The 19,533-nt window shown below is 38.7% G+C and carries 17 protein-coding genes; 5 read left to right on the top strand and 12 right to left on the bottom strand.

Going from position 1 to position 19,533, the window contains the following annotated elements; all coding sequences use genetic code 11:
- Nucleotides 1-35: 35 nt before the first annotated feature.
- The 3 genes from IGJ37_RS02265 (at nt 36) to IGJ37_RS02255 (ending at nt 2,034) form a co-directional block, all read left to right on the top strand.
- On the top strand, nt 36-461 hold the full coding sequence (locus IGJ37_RS02265; RefSeq protein WP_002355527.1) for an HIT family protein: 426 nt from the start codon (nt 36-38) through the stop codon (nt 459-461).
- Nucleotides 462-806, top strand: a complete 345-nt coding sequence (locus tag IGJ37_RS02260; protein ID WP_002355526.1) for a YtxH domain-containing protein — start codon at nt 462-464, stop codon at nt 804-806. It begins immediately after the preceding gene.
- A 163-nt stretch (nt 807-969) separates the two neighbouring features.
- Nucleotides 970-2,034 carry a peptidylprolyl isomerase gene (locus tag IGJ37_RS02255; protein WP_325814954.1) on the top strand — a complete coding sequence of 355 codons (1,065 nt, stop codon included), beginning with the start codon at nt 970-972 and terminating at the stop codon, nt 2,032-2,034.
- A 39-nt stretch (nt 2,035-2,073) separates the two neighbouring features.
- Here the strand turns inward: IGJ37_RS02255 and IGJ37_RS02250 are convergent, their stop codons facing one another.
- The 5 genes from IGJ37_RS02250 to IGJ37_RS02230 all read right to left on the bottom strand — a co-directional run bounded on the left by IGJ37_RS02250 (nt 2,074) and on the right by IGJ37_RS02230 (nt 9,704).
- Nucleotides 2,074-3,018 carry a 3'-5' exoribonuclease YhaM family protein gene (locus tag IGJ37_RS02250; protein WP_002355522.1) on the bottom strand — a complete coding sequence of 315 codons (945 nt, stop codon included), beginning with the start codon at nt 3,016-3,018 and terminating at the stop codon, nt 2,074-2,076.
- Nucleotides 3,015-5,726, bottom strand: a complete 2,712-nt coding sequence (locus tag IGJ37_RS02245) for an ATP-binding protein (RefSeq protein WP_325814953.1) — start codon at nt 5,724-5,726, stop codon at nt 3,015-3,017. The genes IGJ37_RS02250 and IGJ37_RS02245 overlap by 4 nt, the downstream gene beginning before the upstream one ends.
- On the bottom strand, nt 5,723-6,958 hold the full coding sequence (locus IGJ37_RS02240; protein WP_325814952.1) for a metallophosphoesterase: 1,236 nt from the start codon (nt 6,956-6,958) through the stop codon (nt 5,723-5,725). Before IGJ37_RS02240 ends, IGJ37_RS02245 begins: the two co-directional genes overlap by 4 nt.
- A gap of 155 nt (nt 6,959-7,113) precedes the next feature.
- Complete coding sequence (locus IGJ37_RS02235; RefSeq protein ID WP_002355518.1) at nt 7,114-7,455, bottom strand: YlbF family regulator; 342 nt, start codon at nt 7,453-7,455, stop codon at nt 7,114-7,116.
- A 62-nt stretch (nt 7,456-7,517) separates the two neighbouring features.
- On the bottom strand, nt 7,518-9,704 hold the full coding sequence (locus IGJ37_RS02230) for a PBP1A family penicillin-binding protein (RefSeq protein ID WP_430598951.1): 2,187 nt from the start codon (nt 9,702-9,704) through the stop codon (nt 7,518-7,520).
- Between the two features lie 342 nt (nt 9,705-10,046).
- Between IGJ37_RS02230 and IGJ37_RS02225 the strand changes: the two genes are divergently transcribed.
- Entirely contained in the window at nt 10,047-10,910 is an 864-nt protein-coding gene (locus tag IGJ37_RS02225; RefSeq protein WP_002378018.1) for an RluA family pseudouridine synthase, read from the top strand.
- A 123-nt stretch (nt 10,911-11,033) separates the two neighbouring features.
- Here the strand turns inward: IGJ37_RS02225 and IGJ37_RS02220 are convergent, their stop codons facing one another.
- The 5 genes from IGJ37_RS02220 to IGJ37_RS02200 all read right to left on the bottom strand — a co-directional run bounded on the left by IGJ37_RS02220 (nt 11,034) and on the right by IGJ37_RS02200 (nt 16,222).
- A complete protein-coding gene (locus IGJ37_RS02220) occupies nt 11,034-11,588 on the bottom strand; it encodes a GNAT family N-acetyltransferase (protein ID WP_002361240.1) in 555 nt (184 codons plus the stop codon).
- 23 nt (nt 11,589-11,611) lie between these two features.
- Nucleotides 11,612-13,120, bottom strand: a complete 1,509-nt coding sequence (locus IGJ37_RS02215; RefSeq protein WP_010819193.1) for a phosphoglucomutase/phosphomannomutase — start codon at nt 13,118-13,120, stop codon at nt 11,612-11,614.
- Nucleotides 13,121-13,153: 33 nt separating this feature from the next.
- A complete protein-coding gene (argR, locus tag IGJ37_RS02210) occupies nt 13,154-13,609 on the bottom strand; it encodes an arginine repressor (protein WP_002355509.1) in 456 nt (151 codons plus the stop codon).
- A gap of 141 nt (nt 13,610-13,750) precedes the next feature.
- Nucleotides 13,751-15,268, bottom strand: coding sequence for an ABC transporter permease/substrate-binding protein (locus IGJ37_RS02205; RefSeq protein WP_002355507.1), 1,518 nt, complete (start codon nt 15,266-15,268; stop codon nt 13,751-13,753).
- A complete protein-coding gene (locus tag IGJ37_RS02200) occupies nt 15,269-16,222 on the bottom strand; it encodes an ABC transporter ATP-binding protein (protein ID WP_325814951.1) in 954 nt (317 codons plus the stop codon).
- A 236-nt stretch (nt 16,223-16,458) separates the two neighbouring features.
- On the opposite strand from IGJ37_RS02200, the gene IGJ37_RS02195 reads away from it, so the two are divergent.
- Nucleotides 16,459-17,478, top strand: coding sequence for an acyltransferase family protein (locus tag IGJ37_RS02195; RefSeq protein ID WP_174084025.1), 1,020 nt, complete (start codon nt 16,459-16,461; stop codon nt 17,476-17,478).
- Nucleotides 17,479-17,642: 164 nt separating this feature from the next.
- On the opposite strand, the gene IGJ37_RS02190 is transcribed toward IGJ37_RS02195, so the two are convergent.
- Both IGJ37_RS02190 and pepV read right to left on the bottom strand, forming a co-directional pair.
- Complete coding sequence (locus IGJ37_RS02190; RefSeq protein WP_002355504.1) at nt 17,643-17,876, bottom strand: hypothetical protein; 234 nt, start codon at nt 17,874-17,876, stop codon at nt 17,643-17,645.
- A 144-nt stretch (nt 17,877-18,020) separates the two neighbouring features.
- Nucleotides 18,021-19,436 (bottom strand): dipeptidase PepV, encoded by a 1,416-nt coding sequence (gene pepV, locus IGJ37_RS02185; protein WP_002371462.1) that lies wholly within the window; start codon nt 19,434-19,436, stop codon nt 18,021-18,023.
- Nucleotides 19,437-19,533: the final 97 nt, after the last annotated feature.

Raw genomic sequence — 19,533 nt, 5'->3', positions numbered from 1 at the left:
TAAAGGAAAGAACCTAGAGAAAAGAGGAATTTTTCATGAATGATTGTATTTTTTGTAAAATTATCAACGGCGAAATCCCAAGTTATAAAGTCTATGAAGACGAGAAAGTCTACGCGTTTTTAGACATTACACAAGTGACCAAAGGGCATACCTTAATGATTCCAAAACAACACGTTGCTGATATTTTTGAATATAATGACGTTTTAGCAAGCGACGTCTTTGCTCGTATTCCTAAAGTAGCACGAGCATTAGAAAAAGCTTTTCCAGAAATGGAAGGATTAAACATTTTAAATAACAATAAGGAAGTGGCTTATCAATCCGTTTTCCATTCCCACGTTCATTTGATTCCCCGTTATTCAAAAGAAGATGATTTCTCTATTCATTTTGGCAACCATCAAGAGGACTATTCCGCCGAAGCGATGCAAGAAATTGCTGAGACCATTGCAAAGCAGGTGAACTAAATGAAAAAATTTATTAAAGGTCTCTTTTTTGGTGCAGCTGCTGGTACCATTGGCGGCTTGTTGGCTGCTCCAAGAAGCGGGAAAGAAACACGCCAACATTTAATCAATGAGCTAGAGGACTATCGTTCACTGAAAAATCAAGTCACGAATGACTGGGATCAGGTGCAACGAAATTTGGCAGTTGTCGAAGAAAACGTTCCACTGGCAACTGAATTTTCAAAAGACCTGCAACAAGAAATCACTGATTTCAAATTCCAAGCGGAACCTCGGATTGCTCAAATTAAAGAACAAATTGCTAAAATCACGGCTGAATTACCTGACACACAAACCAACAAGCAAAAGTAAAGTCTTTTATGTTAATTATTTCTTTTGTTATTAAAAAAATAAAAAGTGTGACGTAAATACGAATTTTGTTTGAAACTATGCCTGAGACTCTTTCTTTTTCAAAATAAGGTATGGTATAGTTATAACAGAAATAAAACTAAAAAAAACAGGAGTGCATAAGAGAATGAAGAAAAAACTAATCTTAGCTGCAGCGGGCGCAATGGCCGTTTTTAGTTTAGCAGCGTGTTCAAGCGGTTCAAAAGATATCGCAACAATGAAAGGTTCAACAATTACTGTTGATGATTTTTATAACCAAATTAAAGAACAAAGCACTAGCCAACAAGCGTTTAGCCAAATGGTTATTTATAAAGTCTTTGAAGAAAAATATGGCGACAAAGTAACTGACAAAGATATTCAAAAAAACTTTGACGAAGCCAAAGAACAAGTAGAAGCACAAGGTGGAAAGTTCTCTGATGCATTAAAACAAGCTGGTTTAACTGAAAAAGCATTCAAGAAACAATTAAAACAAAGAGCAGCCTATGATGCAGGTCTAAAAGCCCACTTAAAAATTACAGATGAAGACTTAAAAACAGCTTGGGCAAGTTTCCATCCAGAAGTAGAAGCACAAATTATCCAAGTTGCTTCAGAAGATGATGCCAAAGCTGTCAAGAAAGAAATCACTGACGGCGGCGATTTCACAAAAATTGCTAAAGAAAAATCAACAGATGCTGCTACGAAAAAAGATGGCGGTAAAATTAAATTTGATTCACAAGCAACAACTGTTCCTGCCGAAGTTAAAGAAGCTGCCTTCAAATTAAAAGATGGCGAAGTGTCAGAACCAATTGCTGCAACAAATATGCAAACCTACCAAACAACCTACTATGTAGTGAAAATGACGAAAAACAAAGCAAAAGGCAATGACATGAAACCTTATGAAAAAGAGATCAAGAAAATTGCTGAAGAAACAAAATTAGCCGATCAAACATTTGTTTCGAAAGTCATTAGTGACGAATTAAAAGCGGCCAATGTGAAAATTAAAGATGATGCCTTCAAGAACGCTTTAGCAGGCTACATGCAAACTGAATCTTCAAGCGCTTCTTCAGAGAAAAAAGAATCAAAATCAAGTGATTCTAAAACAAGCGATACCAAAACAAGCGATACCAAAACAAGCGACTCTGAAAAAGCAACAGATTCTTCAAGCAAAACAACAGATTCTTCAAGCAAAACAACAGAATCTTCTTCTAAATAAGCATAAAAAAGAGAGTGGTCGATTGACCACTCTCTTTTTTTATTTATCTTTTGGAACATAGAAACTGCGGTTATCTAAACCAAAGATTCGTTCCGTATACTCCCCAGGCTGTGTTTGACGAATTGCCCCTAGCATCATTTGAATGGACGCATCCATGGTATCAATTTGATGTAAGATTTCCGCTTCCATAATTCTTGGTCGCACAGGTGAGCCATATTCCAACAATCCATGGTGGGCTAAGACCATGTGCCGAAGAACGACAACGTCTTCTTCTCGATCATCAATTTTCAAAGCCAAACACGCCTTGGTAATTTCCTCATCCACCAAAACTAAATGACCAATTAAGTTCCCTGCCACCGTATATTCTGTCGTAATAGCACCAGATAATTCTAAAACTTTTCCTAAGTCATGTAAAATAATCCCCGCGTATAATAGTGACGTGTTAATTTCAGGATATTCCTTAGCAATTGCTTTGCCTAGGCGCAACATTGAGACAGTGTGGTAAGCTAAGCCATTCGCAAAAGCATGATGGTTCCGTTTGGCTGCAGGAAATTCATAAAATTCTTGTTGGTATTTCGTCATGAGATAGCGCACAATACGATTCCAATGAGCATTGGTAATCTCAAAAATCACTTGATTGATTTCCTCGACCATCTCTTCTTTTTTCAAAGGCGCTCGTTCCATATATAAACTTGGCTGGCTTGGTTCCTCTGCTGTCGCTAAACGCATGTGTAAAATTTTTACTTGGGGTTTATTTTGATAAACTTCTCGTTTCCCATTCAGTAAAACAACGTTTCCCGCAGTAAACCGTGTAATTTCATCCTCAGAGGCGTCCCAATATTTTCCGTCAATCGTGCCAGATGTGTCTTGAAAGGTAAAGGCAATAAACTTTTTCCCATTTTTAGCTACACGTACATCGGCATTTTTAATTAGAACAAATGATTCAAAAAGTTCTTCTACTGTTAATTCACGTAATTTTTTCACTTGACGCTTCCTCCTTCTAACGCAATTACTCTTTGTTGTAAGTCCTGATAATAGCTTACCATTTCTTGGTCAGAAGAAAAACAAATGACTTGCTGTTTTTGACCAAATTTAGTAAATAATTCAGCTAATTGGGCTTTTCTTTGATGATCATAGTGTAACCAGCCATCATCAATGATAATTGGACAAATCAGTTGCTCTCCTTGGACTGCTAAAAAGGCAAAACGAACAGCCATCATCAATTGATCTTTAGTGCCAGTTGATAATTCATGTAAATAAAACATTTCTTGTTCTTTCGTCACCGCAACTAGTTGACCTTCGGCTACTTGGATTGATTGATAACGCTGATTTGTTAAAAGTGCAAAGTAGCTTGATGCATACTGTAATAAGCTGGGCAATTGTTGTTCCGAAAGCTCTGTTAATAGGTCCATTAACAGTTGTCCCGCTAGTTGATACCCAGACCAACGTTGAGCTAGTTCTTTGATTTCCGCTTTTAAAATTGCTTGTCGTTGATACAACTCATCTAAGGTACCATCCGTCATTAATTGTTGTTTTTCATAAATCAACGCTTGATACTGTTCTTGTATTTTATTTAACTGACTTTCTTCCAGTGCTTGTTGCTGCGCCAGTTGTAAAGAACGGTCTTTTAACGTTGCTTCTGTTACCGCTTCTGGAAACAGATTGCCTAATTGTGTCGCTAATTCTTGCCCACGACCAACTTGAGCTTGCTGAGTGGTCAGCTGTTGAATCCTACTTGGAACATCAGCGATTGATAGAATCCGATAACGAATTAGTAAAGGCTGAATTCGTGTTAATGCTTCTTGCTGTTTAGTTTTCAACTCTCGTAACTGCTGTTTGAGATAGCCATCTGCTTGATACTCTTGAGCAAAGCGAACCTTCTCCATTTCTTCAGCAAACCCTTCTAAAAAGTGTAACTTTTCGGAAAGGCTCTTTCCTTGCAAGGGTAAATGCGTCATCAATGGAAAGACTTGTTCTTCAAATCCTTGGCGTTTTTGTTGATTTTCCTTCAATTGACTCATGAGTTCTTCATTTGTTTGAACAAGCAATAAATAGCGCGTAATCAATTCCCGCTGATTCATTAAAGTATCAATTTGATTCATTTTTCCTAATTGATGGACTTGGGCTTGCTCCGCTACTGCTTGTTCAAGTTGTTCCACTTGCAGTTGTGCCTCACGTTCTTGATTCAGCGCCTGTTGGAACTGTTCATTTAAATAATCTAGTTGCGAAAGTTTTGTCTGCCACTCTTCTTTCACTTCATCAGAGGAAGCTTCTTTTCTAGTGGCGTAGCTAAGCACTTCTTTCGCGATAAAACTAACTCCCACGAGAACTAGGCCCCATTTTAAAGGGCTTGGCAAAAAGAAACCGAGTAATGCAAGGATACTTCCTAGCAATAACCAAAGTGGTTGACTTGTTTTCTGCGCTTTTTGGGCACGCGTCGCTTCACCAAAAAATGCGGCATGCGCTTTTTCAAAATCCGTTAACTGGTCTTCCAGATTTTCAATTTGAGAAGTCAAGAATGCTTTCTGTTCTTGTCCTTTTTGAAGAGCTTGCGTATACGCAACTTGTTGTTGGCGCCACTTTTGAACGGTTTCGTTGTCATAAAAAAGCTGTGGTGGTCGTTCAGGCGACCATGACCATTCGTTCTCTAAAAGGACCATTTCTTGACGATTTTGCTCAAAGGTTTGGGTCATCCATTCCGATTCCGTCATCAATTGTTGCATATCATAGCGTTGATTCAACAATTGTTGAATCAATGCTTCTTGTTCTAGGTAAAAAGCATAGCCTTCTGGAACATCGAGCGCTTCTGACTGAAGAGATAACTCTTTGGTCAAACGTTGTCGTTCTTTATCTAGGTACATATATTCTTGAAAGGTTTCTTCTAATTGAACTTGGTCTTCTTTTACTAAAACAACGTTCTCTGTTTCTTCAGGTAGCGACTGCCATTCTTCGTACAAGGGAAAGTGACGTTGCTGTTCCGCAACCTGTAACAAGCCCTGTTGCGTTCCTTTTAATTGCTGTTGCAGTGTCACTCGCCGTTGTTCTGTTTCGCGAATCGTTTCTTCTAATTGTTGAAAAGTTTGTTGCTGCGCTTCTTTCTCTTGAATTTGCTCTTTTAGTTCTTGATAAGCCGCCAACTTCTGATTGAGTAATGGCTGCTGCCCTTTGCCTTTAAAGATTTTTTGTGCTTCTTTAAAGTACGCATTTCGGTAAGTCAAAAGTTGTTGACTACCAGAAACACCAATGGCTAACAAGGATGTTTGCAGTTCCTCTTCTGTCAACTTGTCACTCGTAATTAATTGTTCTTGTTGGAAAGTAAAAACCTCTTGAAATAACTTTTTCGTTAGCGGATGTAACATTTGCTGTAAGGTTTTTTCATCCCCCATTTGTTGTTGATAATAAATGATTGCTTGCCCTTTATTTTTTTCTTTAAAACGCTCGACTTGAACTTCCCCAAACACAGGATGTGCCAACCACAAACGACCACCATACGAGCCACCATTTTTAGGTGCGTAATCGCGTTTTCTTTTGCCCTTTGTGGGAAACCCAAACAGCATTGCTTGAATGAATTGATACAATGTGGACTTGCCAACTTCATTTGCGCCGTACAGCAATTGATTACCAGATTCAAATGTAATTTTCTGTTGTTGCCATTTTCCAAAGCCCACAATCTCTACTGCAAGTAATTTCATAGTGGGTCCTCCTGAATAGTAAAGTCTTCATTAATTTGCTCATGTGCTAGGCGCAAGCTCTCTAATCGCCACTGCTCATCCATTGAAAAAATTCCAGCAAATTCTGGATAACGTAACAATTCCTTGGTGGTATCTTCAAAAATAACTGGATCTAAGTATGTTTTTTCTAATGCCGTTAATAAATTGGGACTAGCGGCTAAATAGATCGGTTCTTTCGTTGGTTCCTCTGCTTGCAATACAAGACGATAAACAAAAAAATCACCTTGCGTTTTTTGTAAAAGCTGCTGCTGTAAGTAGCTTAATAGTTCACCATTGACAATGGTTTGCACCACGGTCACATCCAAATGTTGCGTTTCTCTCAGTGTCAACGCCATCAATTGCTGTTGCTGATGCGCATGCCACTTCGTCAGCAAACTGGTTTCAAGATAAGACAAAACGCTTTGGGTGTCACGACATTGCGCCAGAGATACTTCTTCATTCGTCCAATCTATTTCTGCGACTTTTTCAAATTGAACAGTCGCTTGATTTTGGGAAAGTGTGACCACTGCAACCCCTTGTAAAGACTGTTCTTTTTTCGTGTGCCCTTGAGGTGTTCCAGGATAAACAATTAGCGGTTGTTCACTAACAATTTGCGGCTGATGAATATGGCCCAATGCCCAATAATTATAACCAGTGGCTTTTAAATCCTTCCATGTAAACGGAGCATAATTTTGTTGCGCTTTCCGACTGGTGTCTCCATGATAAATCCCAATATGAATGTCAGATTCTGCTTGTTTGATAGGAAATTCTAGTGCTTTATTTTCATCAATCCAAGGATGCTCATAACTAAACCCTGAAACAGCCACTTGTTCGCCCGCTTTCGTTTCAAAATACAGTGTCTCAACCATTTCTTTTTCAAATAAAAAAACATTGTCTGGAAAAGAAAACCAATAGCGGTCTTTTTTATAGTAATCATGATTCCCAAATGTTAGAATCACAGGGATTTCTGCTTGTTTCAACTGTTCTAATGCAGCCATCAATTGGGCTTGCATTGAAATAGAGGTCTGACTTTGATGAAACGTATCTCCTGCAAAAATAACCAAGTCCACCGCTTCTCGAATGGCAACTGTTACGATATTCATCAACAATTGTTGATTAGCTTCTCTTAAGCGCTTCGCTAAGGCTGTCGGGATCCCAGTTAACCCTTCAAAAGACCGATCCATGTGTAAATCAGCTGTATGCAATAGTTTCATCGTTTCCCCTCCTTTTCTCCTCCCTTTATCATATCATTTTCTGCCAGCTTGGTCAGTAAAAACATACGAAAATTTGTTCGTTTTTTTATTTTCAGTAAAAGAAAAACTCTGACAAATTGTCTTATAGACAACTTGTCAGAGTTCAATTACGTAAATTAATCGTTATACATATCACGCACAGGAGTCATGATAATTCGGTTTAAATCATTGACAACTAAGCTAAACGCTTGTTCTTTTTGCATTAATTCGTTGATAACTGCTGTTTCTTGCACTTTCGTTGCAATGCTTTGTGCTTTTTCAGCATCTTCATCCGTGAATTCTTCGCCGCGCATTTGTTTTTCTTGAAGTCCTTGTTGGAATCCTTGGAATTCTTTAAACAATGTGTAAGCTGCTTCGTCTGCTTTTACTTCTTCATACGCTGCTTGTAATGCTTTAAATTCGTCTAACTCACGTAGTTCACGTTCAATCTGATTGGCTGTATCATAAATGTTACTCAATGGAATCCCTCTTTTCTCAATAGTTTCATCTTTATTGTACCATTTCTCTTAGGTTTTCCCAACTAATTTCCTAATAAGCCTCCGAAAATTCCTTCAATCTTGTCTTTGACTTTTTTCGCGCCGTCTTTAATTTGTCCCCCAACTTCATTCAATGTATCTCCGAAATTGCTAGCGCCATCTTGAACAGAGTTTCCAAAGTCTTTTAAGTTATCCCGCCAATTAGAATTGGCTCCACCGGTTAAACTATCGTTGCTATCAACAACTTTCCCACCTGTGGCATAAGCATCCGCGACAGGAAATTGTGCTTGTTTGACTTGTGGCAAGATGCCACTGGCTTGACTGTTGAACACCTGAGAGGCATATGTGGCGCTACTACCTTCCAGATAATGGGTTTTACTGGTTTCTTGGAAGCCTAACCAAGTAGCAATGACAACTTCTGATGTATAACCAATCACCCACTGATCGTTCGTTTTACTACTATCGAAGTTGGTTTCTGTCGTACCTGTTTTACCAGCCATTACGTAGCCTGCTGGTTGTGCGTTGACCCCGCTCCCAGAACTAAAGACCCCTAGTAACATACTTGTAATCCCGTCTGCAACATCTTTGGTAATGACTTGTTCTTTCTTGACTTTAGTATTATCAACTACAATTGCGCCAGTTGAGTCGACGATTTTTGTAATTAAATGCGTTTCAGTTTTATAGCCTTCATTGGCAAAGGCACTATAAGCTCCCGCCATAGTTAGTGGCGAAACACCCGTTTGTAATCCCCCAAGGGCTAAACCATAGTACCGATCTTTTTCTGATAATGGAATGCCAAATTTCTCTGTTTTTTCATAGCCTTTATCTAAACCAATTTGATGTAATAACCATACCGCTGGTAAATTTAAGCTTTCTCCTAAGGCTTGGTACATAGGAACTTCTCCACTGTACGTGCGGCTATAGTTTTGCGCTGGATAATAATCTTGTGGTTTATCTTCTAAAACAGAGTCTGGTTTATAGCCAGCCTCTAAAGCTGGTGTATAGACTGAAATTGGTTTTAAGGACGAGCCTGGTGAACGTTTTGTTTGCGTTGCAAAGTTAAAGCCTCGATAAACGTGTTCCCCTCGACCGCCCACCAGTGCTTGCACGCCGCCGGTTTTCGGATCAATGGCTACAGAGCCACTTTGAACCATGGCACCATCTTCTGCATTGGGTGGAAATAGTGCATCATTTTTATAAGTTGCATCCATCGCATCTTGATACCCCTGATTTAAAGAAGTGTAAATCTTGTAGCCTTTATTTAAAATATCTTCTTCTTTAAATTTATAACGATTGACCGCTTCATCAATTACCGCATCAAAATAATATGGATATTTGTAACTATTTTCGTCGCCAACATAGGTGTCATTTAATAGACTCGCTAAGTTAACACTCGCTTCTTGATTGGCTTCTTCTTGAGATAGTTTTTTATTGTCAACCATTAGTTGTAAAACGGTATTCCGTCGCGCTGTGGCATTGTCAATGTAATCAATTGGATTATAGATTCCTGGCCCTTTTAACATGCCCGCTAGCGTTGCGGCTTCCCCCACTGTAACTTGGGACGCATCCACGCCAAAGTATTTACGAGCTGCATCTTGCACGCCCCAGACACCATTACCAAAATAAGAATTATTTAAATACATTGCCAAGATATCTTTTTTCGAATATTTCTTTTCGATTTCAATCGCTAAGAATAATTCTCTGGCTTTCCTATCTAACGTTTGCTCTTGCGTTAAGTAAGCATTTTTGGCTAATTGCTGCGTAATTGTACTTCCGCCACCACCGCCACCGATTTTCCCGAAGGTCAATTTTCCAACAACCGCACGAGCAATCCCTTTGATGGAATACCCTTTATGTTGATAAAACCCGCGATCTTCAGTTGAAATAACCGCATCTTGAATATAAGGAGAAATATTATCCAGTTCCACAAAAGTCCCTTTTTGCCCGAATAACTTTCCGACTTCTTTTCCTGATTCATCATAAACGCGTGTTGATTCACTTAGCCCCGATTTTAGGGTCTCAACGTTTGCGGACTTGGCTAAGTAAAATAAATAAATACTGGCACCTAAAGCGACTACCAAACCAATTAACAAGAAAATTTTATTGATTTGATACTTTTTCCAAATCCGCTTTCTGGCTTGATGGAATTGTATTAAATAAGGCTTTATCCACGTCCAAAAATGACGTAATCCGACACCGACTTTACTAAAAAATTGTTTAAGATTGTCCATAGTACTCCCTCTGTTTACGTTTCTTGGCTAAGTCTACCATATTCTTGTGGGTACGACCTAGGTCTAAAGCATGAAAAATTCTTGAAAAACAATTTCAATGGTCTTTTCGCTGTAGCAAAGGAAATGTGGCCTTCACTAGAGGTAAATAATTGCTTACGCTTAGAAACGAGTCTTTATTTAGCCTCTATTCTATCATGCTTTTCTTCGTTTTTTATGTAAATTTGTTTAAGAATCTCTCAAGGAACTGCCTTTCTAACAAATTTCAGCTTTTTTTCCGTTCTGACTTGACCTTTTGAGTAGCTTTGTTACACTAAATAGCGAATCAGTGAAAGGTGGGATTTGGTGGAATATTCAATGAGATTACCTGAAAATTTTTCAACAATGACTGTAAAAGAACTATTAGAAAATGAGTGGCTAGTCCCTCGAAAAGTGCGCCATTTTTTACGCACGCGAAAAAATGTCAAAATCAACGGAGAAACAGCTGCTTTTCATTTTCCAGTCCAAGCTGGCGATTGTGTCACCTTAACGTTTGAAGAAACCGATTATGTGCGTCCCACTATTCATTTGGGGGAAGCAACGCATGTGAAGGTTTTATATGAAGACGAACATTTAATGATTGTAAATAAACCTTATGGCATTAAAACCCATCCAAATCAGCCACAGGAAACAGACACCTTGTTAAATCATGTTGCTGCCTATTTAGCCGAGAAAAATCAGGTCCCTTATGTCGTTCATCGATTAGATAAAGAAACCAGTGGTGCGATTGTCTTTGCTAAAAATCCTTTTGTCTTACCTATTTTAGGTCGTTTATTAGAAACAAAACAAATTTACCGCCAATATCAAGCGATTGTAGCTGGTCACTTTAACCAAAAAGAGCAGACAATCAATCAGCCGATTGGTCGTGATCGACATGATCGCCGGAAACGACGGATTGATCCTCAAAAAGGGGATTCAGCGATTACACATGTCCAAGTGGTCCAAGCTCTTTCTAACAATCAAACCGCAGTTACCTGTGTTTTAGAAACAGGTCGGACGCACCAAATTCGGGTCCATTTAGCTAGCGAAGGGCATCCAATTATTGGTGATCCGTTATACAACCCAAAATCGCAGGCAGCTCGTTTAATGCTCCATGCTTCACAACTTCATTTACTCCATCCGTTTACAAAAAAACAAATCGTTGTGACTGCAGCGCCTGGCCTATGGTAAAAAAACAGAAGAAATCGGACGGTAACCGCCGATTTCTTCTGTTTTTTTATTTTACCGCACATTCACTGCTGATAACGGCATATCTGCGTTTGCTCAGTGTCTTGGTGTTAAACAGTTCCTGAGCTAACTCTCAGCCTTAATCATTTGTAGCCACTCTTTTTGTAAAATTCCGTAATTGTAGATATCCAGCCATTGGCCATCTTGAAATAACGCTTCTCTATCAATTCCTTCTTTTTTGAAGCCTACTTTTTCATAAACATGAATCGCTTTTTGATTGTTACTATTGACAGCTAATCTGATTTTGTGCAAGCCCAATTCATAAAAAGCAAATTTACAAATTAAAGACACCGCCTCAAAGCCATATCCTTGACCTCGTTGCTCTTTTTGTAAAATAGCAATCCCTAAATTGGCCCCTCTATTTTTCAACTGTACATCAGACAACGAGACCCAACCAATAAATTTCTCTGTCGTATTTTCTAAAATAGCAAATAGAAATCGATCATCTTCTCCTTTATTAATCGTGAAATCTTTCCATTCTTCAAGCCCCCACGGATGTAAAGCATCCCAGCTCAAATGCCGAAGCAATTCATTATCCCATTGCTGTTTTGCAATATGTTCGATATATTCTTCTCTAAAATGAGAAAAGCCAATGTGTTTTCCTTTTAAGACATTTTCCATAAGAACACCTTTAATTTCCTAGATTATTTTTCTATTTGCTGACTATCTATTTCCTCATATTTTTGTAAAAAAGTGGCAATTTTTTCGATGACACACTCATTTTTATCGCTTTGGTCATTCTCTACCTGAAGAACAAGCAACGGTTCATGCAGACTTAAGCGTAGCAAAAACCAACCACTGCCATATTGACCAGACACGTTTCCCCGAACACCTTCTTGGTTTTCACGGTCCACAGCAAAGTCTGCTTGATTTTCTACAAACAATTCAAAGTCTCGCAAGACTTGTTGCCCATAACAAGTAACATCCTCCGCAGTAATTTTGAAGCGAAATTCGTTGGTTTCTGCCGGTTGCTTCAATGTAGCCATCAGATCTCCTAACGTTTGATTGTTTTGTTTCAATTCTGGTAACAACATTAAAATTTTCGCCACGACATATGCACCATCATCCAGATTGTAGTTTTCTTGAAACGCTGCATGACCACTGGTTTCAATGGCTAACGGTGTCTGAAAGCCCCCATGATTCAATTCAATCATTTTATTAATGACATTTCGGTAACCAGAAATATAACGAATCTGTTGGCCGCCTTTTTCTTCAATAAATGTTTTTAAATGACTTGAGGTTGGCGAATTTGTCACAATATAACTACCAGGCGCTTCTTTTAAAACGATTGCCGCTAAAACAGCAATTAAATTATTTCGGTTTAGTACCTCACCTGATTGGTCCACTACGGCCGAACGATCTACATCTGTATCAAAAATAATGCCCAAATCTGCCTGATTAGCTAAAACAGCTGTTTGAATACTTTTCATTGCTTCAGAATTATCTGGATTAGGTACATGATTAGGAAAATGCCCATCTGGTTCTAAAAACTGTGATCCCGTCGTATCAGCGCCCAAAACTTGAAGAACCTGCTCCGCAAAGAAGCCCCCAGCCCCATTACCCGCATCAACGATAATTCGAAAGCCCTGTAAAGGTTTCTCTTCTGGCGAATGAATTCCTTGGCGGATTTTTTCCACCAAATGCTCCGCATAAATTGGCAGTAACTCTTGCTTCATCAGTGTGCCATTTTCATTGGCCGTCAGCGGATCAGTATGAGATAAAATATACCGAATATCTTCTTTCTCTGCTCCACCTTCTGCTGTGAAGAACTTCAAGCCATTAAAGTAGTAAGGCAAATGGCTAGCTGTAATCATAATCGCTGCATCACATTGAAGCGTTGGAAATTGAGTAGCCATAAACATAGCAGGCGTCGTAGCTAAACCAACGTCAATCACCTGAATACCTAATGAAAGAAACGTATCTACTAATGCTTGCTTAATCGGCTCCGCCGTTAGACGACTATCATGTCCGATTGCAATTGTCAGGCGCTGTTGTGCCTTTCGTGGCAGCTGTTTTTTATCCTGTAACCAACGAACCACGCCCACCGCAATCTCGGCTACTGCTGTTGTGGTTAATGTTGCAGTTTGCTCTTCCGTATCCAAAGCAATTCCCCGAATATCCGAACCGTTTTGTAGCGCTTTCAATTCTACCAAGAAAAAAACTCCCTTCTATTGATGCTTTCAATTTTAAAAAATCATATTTTCGATGCGTTCGATAAAGTGTTCCGCATCCTCTTCTGAACGTGTAATCACAATAATCGTATCCGCACCAGCCACTGTACCAGCCACTTCTGGATAAGCTACTTCATCTAAAAAGTTACTCACCACATCGGCATTTCCCATCTCTGTATGCAAGATGACAATAAATTGTACTCGCTCCATTCGAACAACTGAATCTTTTACTGATTCTCGTAATTTCTCTTCACTGCTTGTGCCTTGTGCTTGAGAAAAAATTGCATATTTGACACGACCATCTGCACCATGTGTTTTAACAATACTCATTTCACGGATATCTCTTGAAACAGTCGCTTGAGTGGCTCGGACGCCAAGTTCTTCCAAACGAGTGATTAATTCATCTTGTGTTTCAATTTCTTGTTGCATAATTAATTGTTTAATCAAACGTTGGCGTTCTGCTTTTTTCATATAGACCACTCCTCTCCATTCATTTCTTTTATTATATCCAAAAATGAGTAAAAATACAGGTACTTTTCACATTAAACTCTTTATTTATCTGAAAAAGACTGGATAAATGTTTATATACCAGTCTTTTTCAGTAAAAAATACTTATTTAAGAAGATTCTTTTCTTTTAAATAGTCTTTCGCCACTATGCTAGGATCTTGCCCTTCCACATTGACTTGATAATTCATTTCACTCATTTCTTCTTCGCTAATTTTTCCTGCCAATTTATTCAATATTTCTGCTAATTCTGGATATTTTTCCAACGTTGCTGTTTTAATAAGTGGTGCTCCTTGATAAGGCGGAAATAGCGCTTGATCATCTTCTAACGTTACTAAATCGTATTGTCTCAATTCACTATCCGTTGAATAGGCATCAATCACATTTACCTCACCATTATTAATCGCTTGATAGCGTAACGCCGGTTCCATCGATTGGACATTCAGATTTAAATGATATTTTTCTTGTAATCCCTTATAACCATCTTGCCGATCAATAAATTCTAACGTAAAACCTGCTTTCAACTGATTGCTAATTTTCTGTAAATCACTAATCGTTTTTAATTGATGCGCTTTTGCAAATGAGCGTTTAACTGCGACGGCATACGTATTTTCATAGCGCATCGGTTTCAACAAAGTAAGGTTTTCTTGTTTTTTCAAGCCAGCGCGTGCCGCTTCATAGACTACTTGAGGTTGATTGTCTAGCTGAGGAGGATTTTTTAAAAAGGTTTCGATCACTGTTCCTGTAAATTCCGGATAAAGATCGATTTCATCTGATTTCAAGGCATTATATAAAAAAGTAGTCTTGCCAAAGTTTGGCTTTAACGTCACCTGAATGTCGCTATTTTCTTCAATTAAGGCTTTATACATATTAATAATAATATCTGGTTCCGCTCCTAATTTGCCAGCAATTGTCAGCTGTTTTTCCTTTGAAGAAGTTTGTTGATTCCAGAAAAATGAACCACCTAACAAAAGGCCTAAAATAGTACCGCCAATGATTAGTCGCCGCCCATTCGCTTTTTCCAACCAATGAATTCCATAATTAAATAAGACTGCTAGTGCAGCTGATGAAAGAGCTCCAATAAAAATCAACGATAAATTATTTCGATCAATTCCTAATAAAATGAAGGTCCCTAAACCGCCTGCTCCAATTAACGCCGCCAACGTGGCCGTACCAATAATTAAAACGGTAGCCGTTCGAATCCCAGAAATAATAAATGGTAATGCCATTTGTAACTCAAACTTAAACAGTTTTTCTTTTTTACTCATCCCAAATGCTTCTGCGGCTTCTTCTAACGAAGGATCAATTTCCGTCAAACCAGTATAGGTGTTTTGTAAAATTGGGAATAAGGCATAAATCACTAGCGCAACAATTGCCGGTGGTCGACCAATACCAATTAACGGAATCAGTAAGCCTAGCAAGGCTAAAGAAGGGATGGTTTGGAAAATCCCAGTCACTTGTAACAGACTTTCCGCTAACTTACGATGACTCGTTAAATAAATGGCTAAAGGAATTGCAATCAATGCAGCGAATAATAACGAAATAAAGGACAATTGCATATGCTCGATTAACGCTTGCAGATATTCTTCTTTTCGAGCGAAAAAAGTTTCAATCAGTGCTTGCATCTACTGTCCCTCGCTTTCCAACAGTTGTTCCATAAAACGAGTAATCGTTTTTGAGGTGATACACCCTAAAACTTGTTGTTTTTCTACTAAATTTGCTTTCTCTTGCGCATTAATGAGTTGGACAATCTCTTTTAAATTGGTTTCCATGAAAACAGTCGGCACTGGCTCAATCGTCTCATCTGCGGCTTCTAAAAATGCAGTCAAGTCAGCGCCACAATAGTTCGCTAGTTCTGGCGAAGATTGTTTGAAAAATTGACCGACAAAATTATTTTTCGGATGTTTTTGAATGTCTTCTGGCGTATCGACTTGAATAATTTTACCAGCGTCCATAATACAGATGCGCTCTCCTAACAGTAAAGCTTCAGTCATATCATGGGTCACAAAAACAATGGTACTCGCTAATTCCTGATGAAGTTCTTTCACCAAACGTTGAAGATGATGTCTTGAAATCGGATCTAGCGCGCTAAAAGGTTCATCCATTAAAATCACTTCTGGTTCGGCTGCAATGGCGCGTAAAATCCCGATACGTTGTTGTTCGCCTCCTGAAAGCGCTGCTGGCTTACGATGCAGATATTCCTCAGGATCCAGCTGAACTTTTTTCAATAGTTCAATGGTTCGCTCTCTGCGTTGCTCTTTGGGCCATTTTTTCATTTCAGGAATCAACTCAATATTTTCCGCCACGGTTAAGTTAGGAAATAAGGCAATTTGCTGAAGAACATAGCCAATTTTTAGTCGTAATTCACGTAAAGGGTAGTTGGTTACCGCTTGCTCATTGAGAGCCACTTCACCTGTCGTTGGCTCAATGAGCCGATTAATCATTTTCAAAGTCGTCGTTTTTCCACTACCACTCGGCCCTACTAATACAAAAAATTCGCCTTGTTGGATTGTTAAATTCACATCGGACAAAACGGCATTTTCTTGATATACTTTTGAAACATTTTGAAATTTTATCATTTATTTTCACCGCATCTTTCACTTCTTAATAAACAAAATCTTTGGAGGATCGTCACTCTTTCAGTATAATTTAAGACTAACATCCTGCCTAATTTTTTGTTTTAAGCGCAAGTATGTGGGGGCTCATTTAACGGCTGCCGGTTCGTATCTACAATTATCTACTCAATGAATGGAAAAATTGTCCTCTTCTGCCTTAAACAAAAGTGAACTGTTTTCTACTAAAAGGAGTGATCGTTATGGAAAACGACAAGCGAATTTATAAATGGGACAACGTGAAACTTTTTTTAATTTTCTTAGTGATTTTTGGGCATATTTTAGATCGTGAAGCTTCTCCTTCACGACTCATGGAAACGATCAACTTTTGGATCTATTCATTCCATATGCCGGCCTTTATTTTTGTCTCTGGACTCTTTAGTAAACATGCCATTAAACAACGAAAATATCTACGCTTACTTTCCTTTGTTTGGCTTTATCTCTTAGCGAAGTTGTTGATTACACTTGCTAATTTCGCCTTTGCAAATAAAATGAATTTTGATTTACTGAACGAAACGGGCGTTCCTTGGTACTTACTTTCCTTAGCAAGTTTCTACTTAATTACCATCTTTCTTCAGCGCGTTCAGCCGAAAATCATGTTGCCCATCATCATTGTTATCGGCTGCGCCTCAGGCTATTTGCCTGTGGAAGGTTTCTTGTCTTTAGGACGGACTCTGGGCTTCTTCCCTTTCTTCTATTGTGGCTACTTAATGGATATTCAAAAGCTACAAACCTTTTTAGATCATCGCAAAGTCAAATGGGCAGCGATAGGCGTAATTTTAAGCTCCTTTTTATTTGTAAATAGTCAATGGTCATTGGCAACGAAATTTTGGGGTTTCTTAACTGGTTGGGCTTCCTACGCTGAAATTAGTCCGGCCTTTGAATATAGTAGTTTCATTCAGCTGTTCTTTTACGTTGCTGCAGCATTGGTGTCTCTTTCTTGGTTTGCATTATTGCCGAAACGAAAGTTACCTTTAAGCGCCCTCGGAAAAGATACCCTCTACCCTTATCTCTTGCATATGCCCTTAATTATTCTGTTGGAAAGTGGTTTGCAATTAGACACACTCTTTAAAGAATGGTTTACTTTCCGAATCCTGGCACTTTTCTTCTTAGCCCTCTTCATTTTAGCTATTACGAATATGCCTGTGGTGAAATGGGGAGCGGATTATCTTTTTAATCCAATTGCGTATGTGTTGCCAAAACAATGGTTAAAAGTTAAATAAAAAAAGAAGAGCGTGGGACAAAAATCACTTTGGATTTTTGCTCCACGCTCAAAAACTGTTAAACGGCGAGAGTTGCAATGTTTCACTGTGAAGCATGAACAGATGAAATCATCGTACCTACTTGGTTTTTGGAGCTAAACACTTTTATCTCAGATTTTTTTCAACTATTGAAACAATCCTTTAATTTTATCAAACAAACCATCGGTCGTTGTATCAGCTAACATCGCTGTAATTTTATGATAGTGTTCGCCTAATTCATCTTTATGTTCTTCAATGAATTGTTGCGCATGTTCCACGTTTCCTTCTCCAATTAAATCTTTTGCTTTTTGAACTAATTCTTCTACGTTCATCTTCACACGTCCTTTGATTAAATAGTTAACAATAAGTGTTTCACTCATTGCCTTTTCTCCTATTTATCGTATCGTGGGATCCTTTGATTTGCAAGAAATTTTCAGTAAATTGACGGTTCTGATTTTGGGTTTTTAAAAGGCAAAAATTGCAAAAAAAAGCTGTTTTCGAAAATCGAAAACAGCTTTTTTACTTTACTTCGCTAAACGATAAATCGCATCTGCATAAATAGCAGCTGCTCGGAATAAGTCATCTAATTCCATAAATTCGTTGGCTTGGTGCATTGTGTCTGTGTAGCCAGGGAACATTGCGCCATAGGCAACACCACGTTTTAATAAGCGGCCATAAGTACCGCCACCAATGATTTGTTCTTGGCCTTTTTCGCCTGTATGGTCTTCGTAAACTTGTAGTAACGTTGCCACCAATGGATCATCAACTGGTACATAATGCGGTTCTTGGTTGCGATCTCCTTGTGTTGCAGTGACCGTTTCACCGACTGTTGTTTGAACTTTTGCTTGTAATTCTTCTGCTGAAGTTCCTTTTGGATAGCGGAAGTTTAATGTTACTAAGCTATTTTCAGGGTTTTCTGGATCAAAGTTAACAATCCCAGCGTTCATTGTCAATTTACCCATTTTTTCGTCTTCAAAAGCCACGCCTAATTTTTCACCATAAAAATCTTCATGGATAAATTCAGCAATGGTATTAATAAAGCTATATGCGCCTTCTGCAAAGCTGTAATCATTTAAGAAAGTTGCCAAGAAAGTCGCTGCGTTAATTCCAGATTGTGGGCTAGCACCGTGAGCCCCTTTACCAACTACATGGAAAGTCACTGTTTTATCTGAAAGTTCTGCGTTACCTGAAATTTTTGCTTCTTGTTTGATGAATGTTTCAAAGCTAGCAGCTAGTGAAGCCGCTTCGTCTGCTGAAGCAGCCGTTACAACAGCATCTGCTGTTCCCGGAACCATGTTTTCACGTAAGCCAGATTTGAAGCTTTCTAATTTATAATCAGCGCCGTTACCGCCTCGGAAAGTTAAACGAATAGTCACATTTCCTTTTTCCCCATTGATAATTGGGAACTCAGCATCTGGTGAGAAACCAAAGTCTGGCGCTTCTTCATGTTGGAAATAGTAATCCATATCGCCCCAGCCGCTTTCTTCGTCACTTCCTACTACGAAACGGATTTTTTTAGACACGGGTAAGCCTAATTCTTTGATAATTTTCATTGCGTAATAAGCAGCCATACTTGGGCCTTTATCATCGCTTGCACCACGTGCATAAATTTTGCCATCTTTAATGACTGGTTCATAAGGATCTGTTTCCCAACCATCACCAGCAGGAACAACGTCCATATGACCAAAAATCCCTAACGTTTCGTCGCCTTCACCATATTCAATGTGTCCAGCGTAATTGTCGACATTTTTCACCGTAAAGCCATCACGTTCACCATACGCTAACATGTGTTTTAAGCCAGCAACTGGCCCAGGTCCAAAGGGCGCTTCAGGTGTTGCTTGTGCATCATCACGTTCACTGTTGATCCGTAATAAGTTTTGTAAATCTTCTAATAAGTCGTCTTTACGTGCTTCGACTTCTTTTGTCCAATCAATTGTCATTTGTTGTCACTCCTATTCATAAAGTTCTACATAGTCAATCATACCATTTTATGCAGAAAAAGAAAGAAACCCGACACTATTTTTCGAGAAATTTTTT

Origin of the sequence: Enterococcus sp. AZ104, from assembly GCF_050546705.1 — a bacterium.
GTDB classification, from domain to species: domain Bacteria; phylum Bacillota; class Bacilli; order Lactobacillales; family Enterococcaceae; genus Enterococcus; species Enterococcus faecalis.
The sequence above is the reverse complement of the archived record's forward strand: the minus strand, read 5'-3'. Positions and strand labels throughout refer to the sequence as shown.

Coding starts and splice junctions, on each gene's coding strand:
- argR (WP_002355509.1), bottom strand. CDS start 13,609: ATGAAAAAAGCAGAACGCCAACGTTTGATTAAACAATTAATTATGCAA.
- IGJ37_RS02220 (WP_002361240.1), bottom strand. CDS start 11,588: ATGGAAAATGTCTTAAAAGGAAAACACATTGGCTTTTCTCATTTTAGA.
- IGJ37_RS02245 (WP_325814953.1), bottom strand. CDS start 5,726: ATGAAATTACTTGCAGTAGAGATTGTGGGCTTTGGAAAATGGCAACAA.
- IGJ37_RS02195 (WP_174084025.1), top strand. CDS start 16,459: ATGGAAAACGACAAGCGAATTTATAAATGGGACAACGTGAAACTTTTT.
- IGJ37_RS02200 (WP_325814951.1), bottom strand. CDS start 16,222: ATGATAAAATTTCAAAATGTTTCAAAAGTATATCAAGAAAATGCCGTT.
- IGJ37_RS02190 (WP_002355504.1), bottom strand. CDS start 17,876: ATGAGTGAAACACTTATTGTTAACTATTTAATCAAAGGACGTGTGAAG.
- IGJ37_RS02230 (WP_430598951.1), bottom strand. CDS start 9,704: ATGGACAATCTTAAACAATTTTTTAGTAAAGTCGGTGTCGGATTACGT.
- pepV (WP_002371462.1), bottom strand. CDS start 19,436: ATGACAATTGATTGGACAAAAGAAGTCGAAGCACGTAAAGACGACTTA.
- IGJ37_RS02240 (WP_325814952.1), bottom strand. CDS start 6,958: ATGAAACTATTGCATACAGCTGATTTACACATGGATCGGTCTTTTGAA.
- IGJ37_RS02260 (WP_002355526.1), top strand. CDS start 462: ATGAAAAAATTTATTAAAGGTCTCTTTTTTGGTGCAGCTGCTGGTACC.
- IGJ37_RS02255 (WP_325814954.1), top strand. CDS start 970: ATGAAGAAAAAACTAATCTTAGCTGCAGCGGGCGCAATGGCCGTTTTT.
- IGJ37_RS02265 (WP_002355527.1), top strand. CDS start 36: ATGAATGATTGTATTTTTTGTAAAATTATCAACGGCGAAATCCCAAGT.
- IGJ37_RS02205 (WP_002355507.1), bottom strand. CDS start 15,268: ATGCAAGCACTGATTGAAACTTTTTTCGCTCGAAAAGAAGAATATCTG.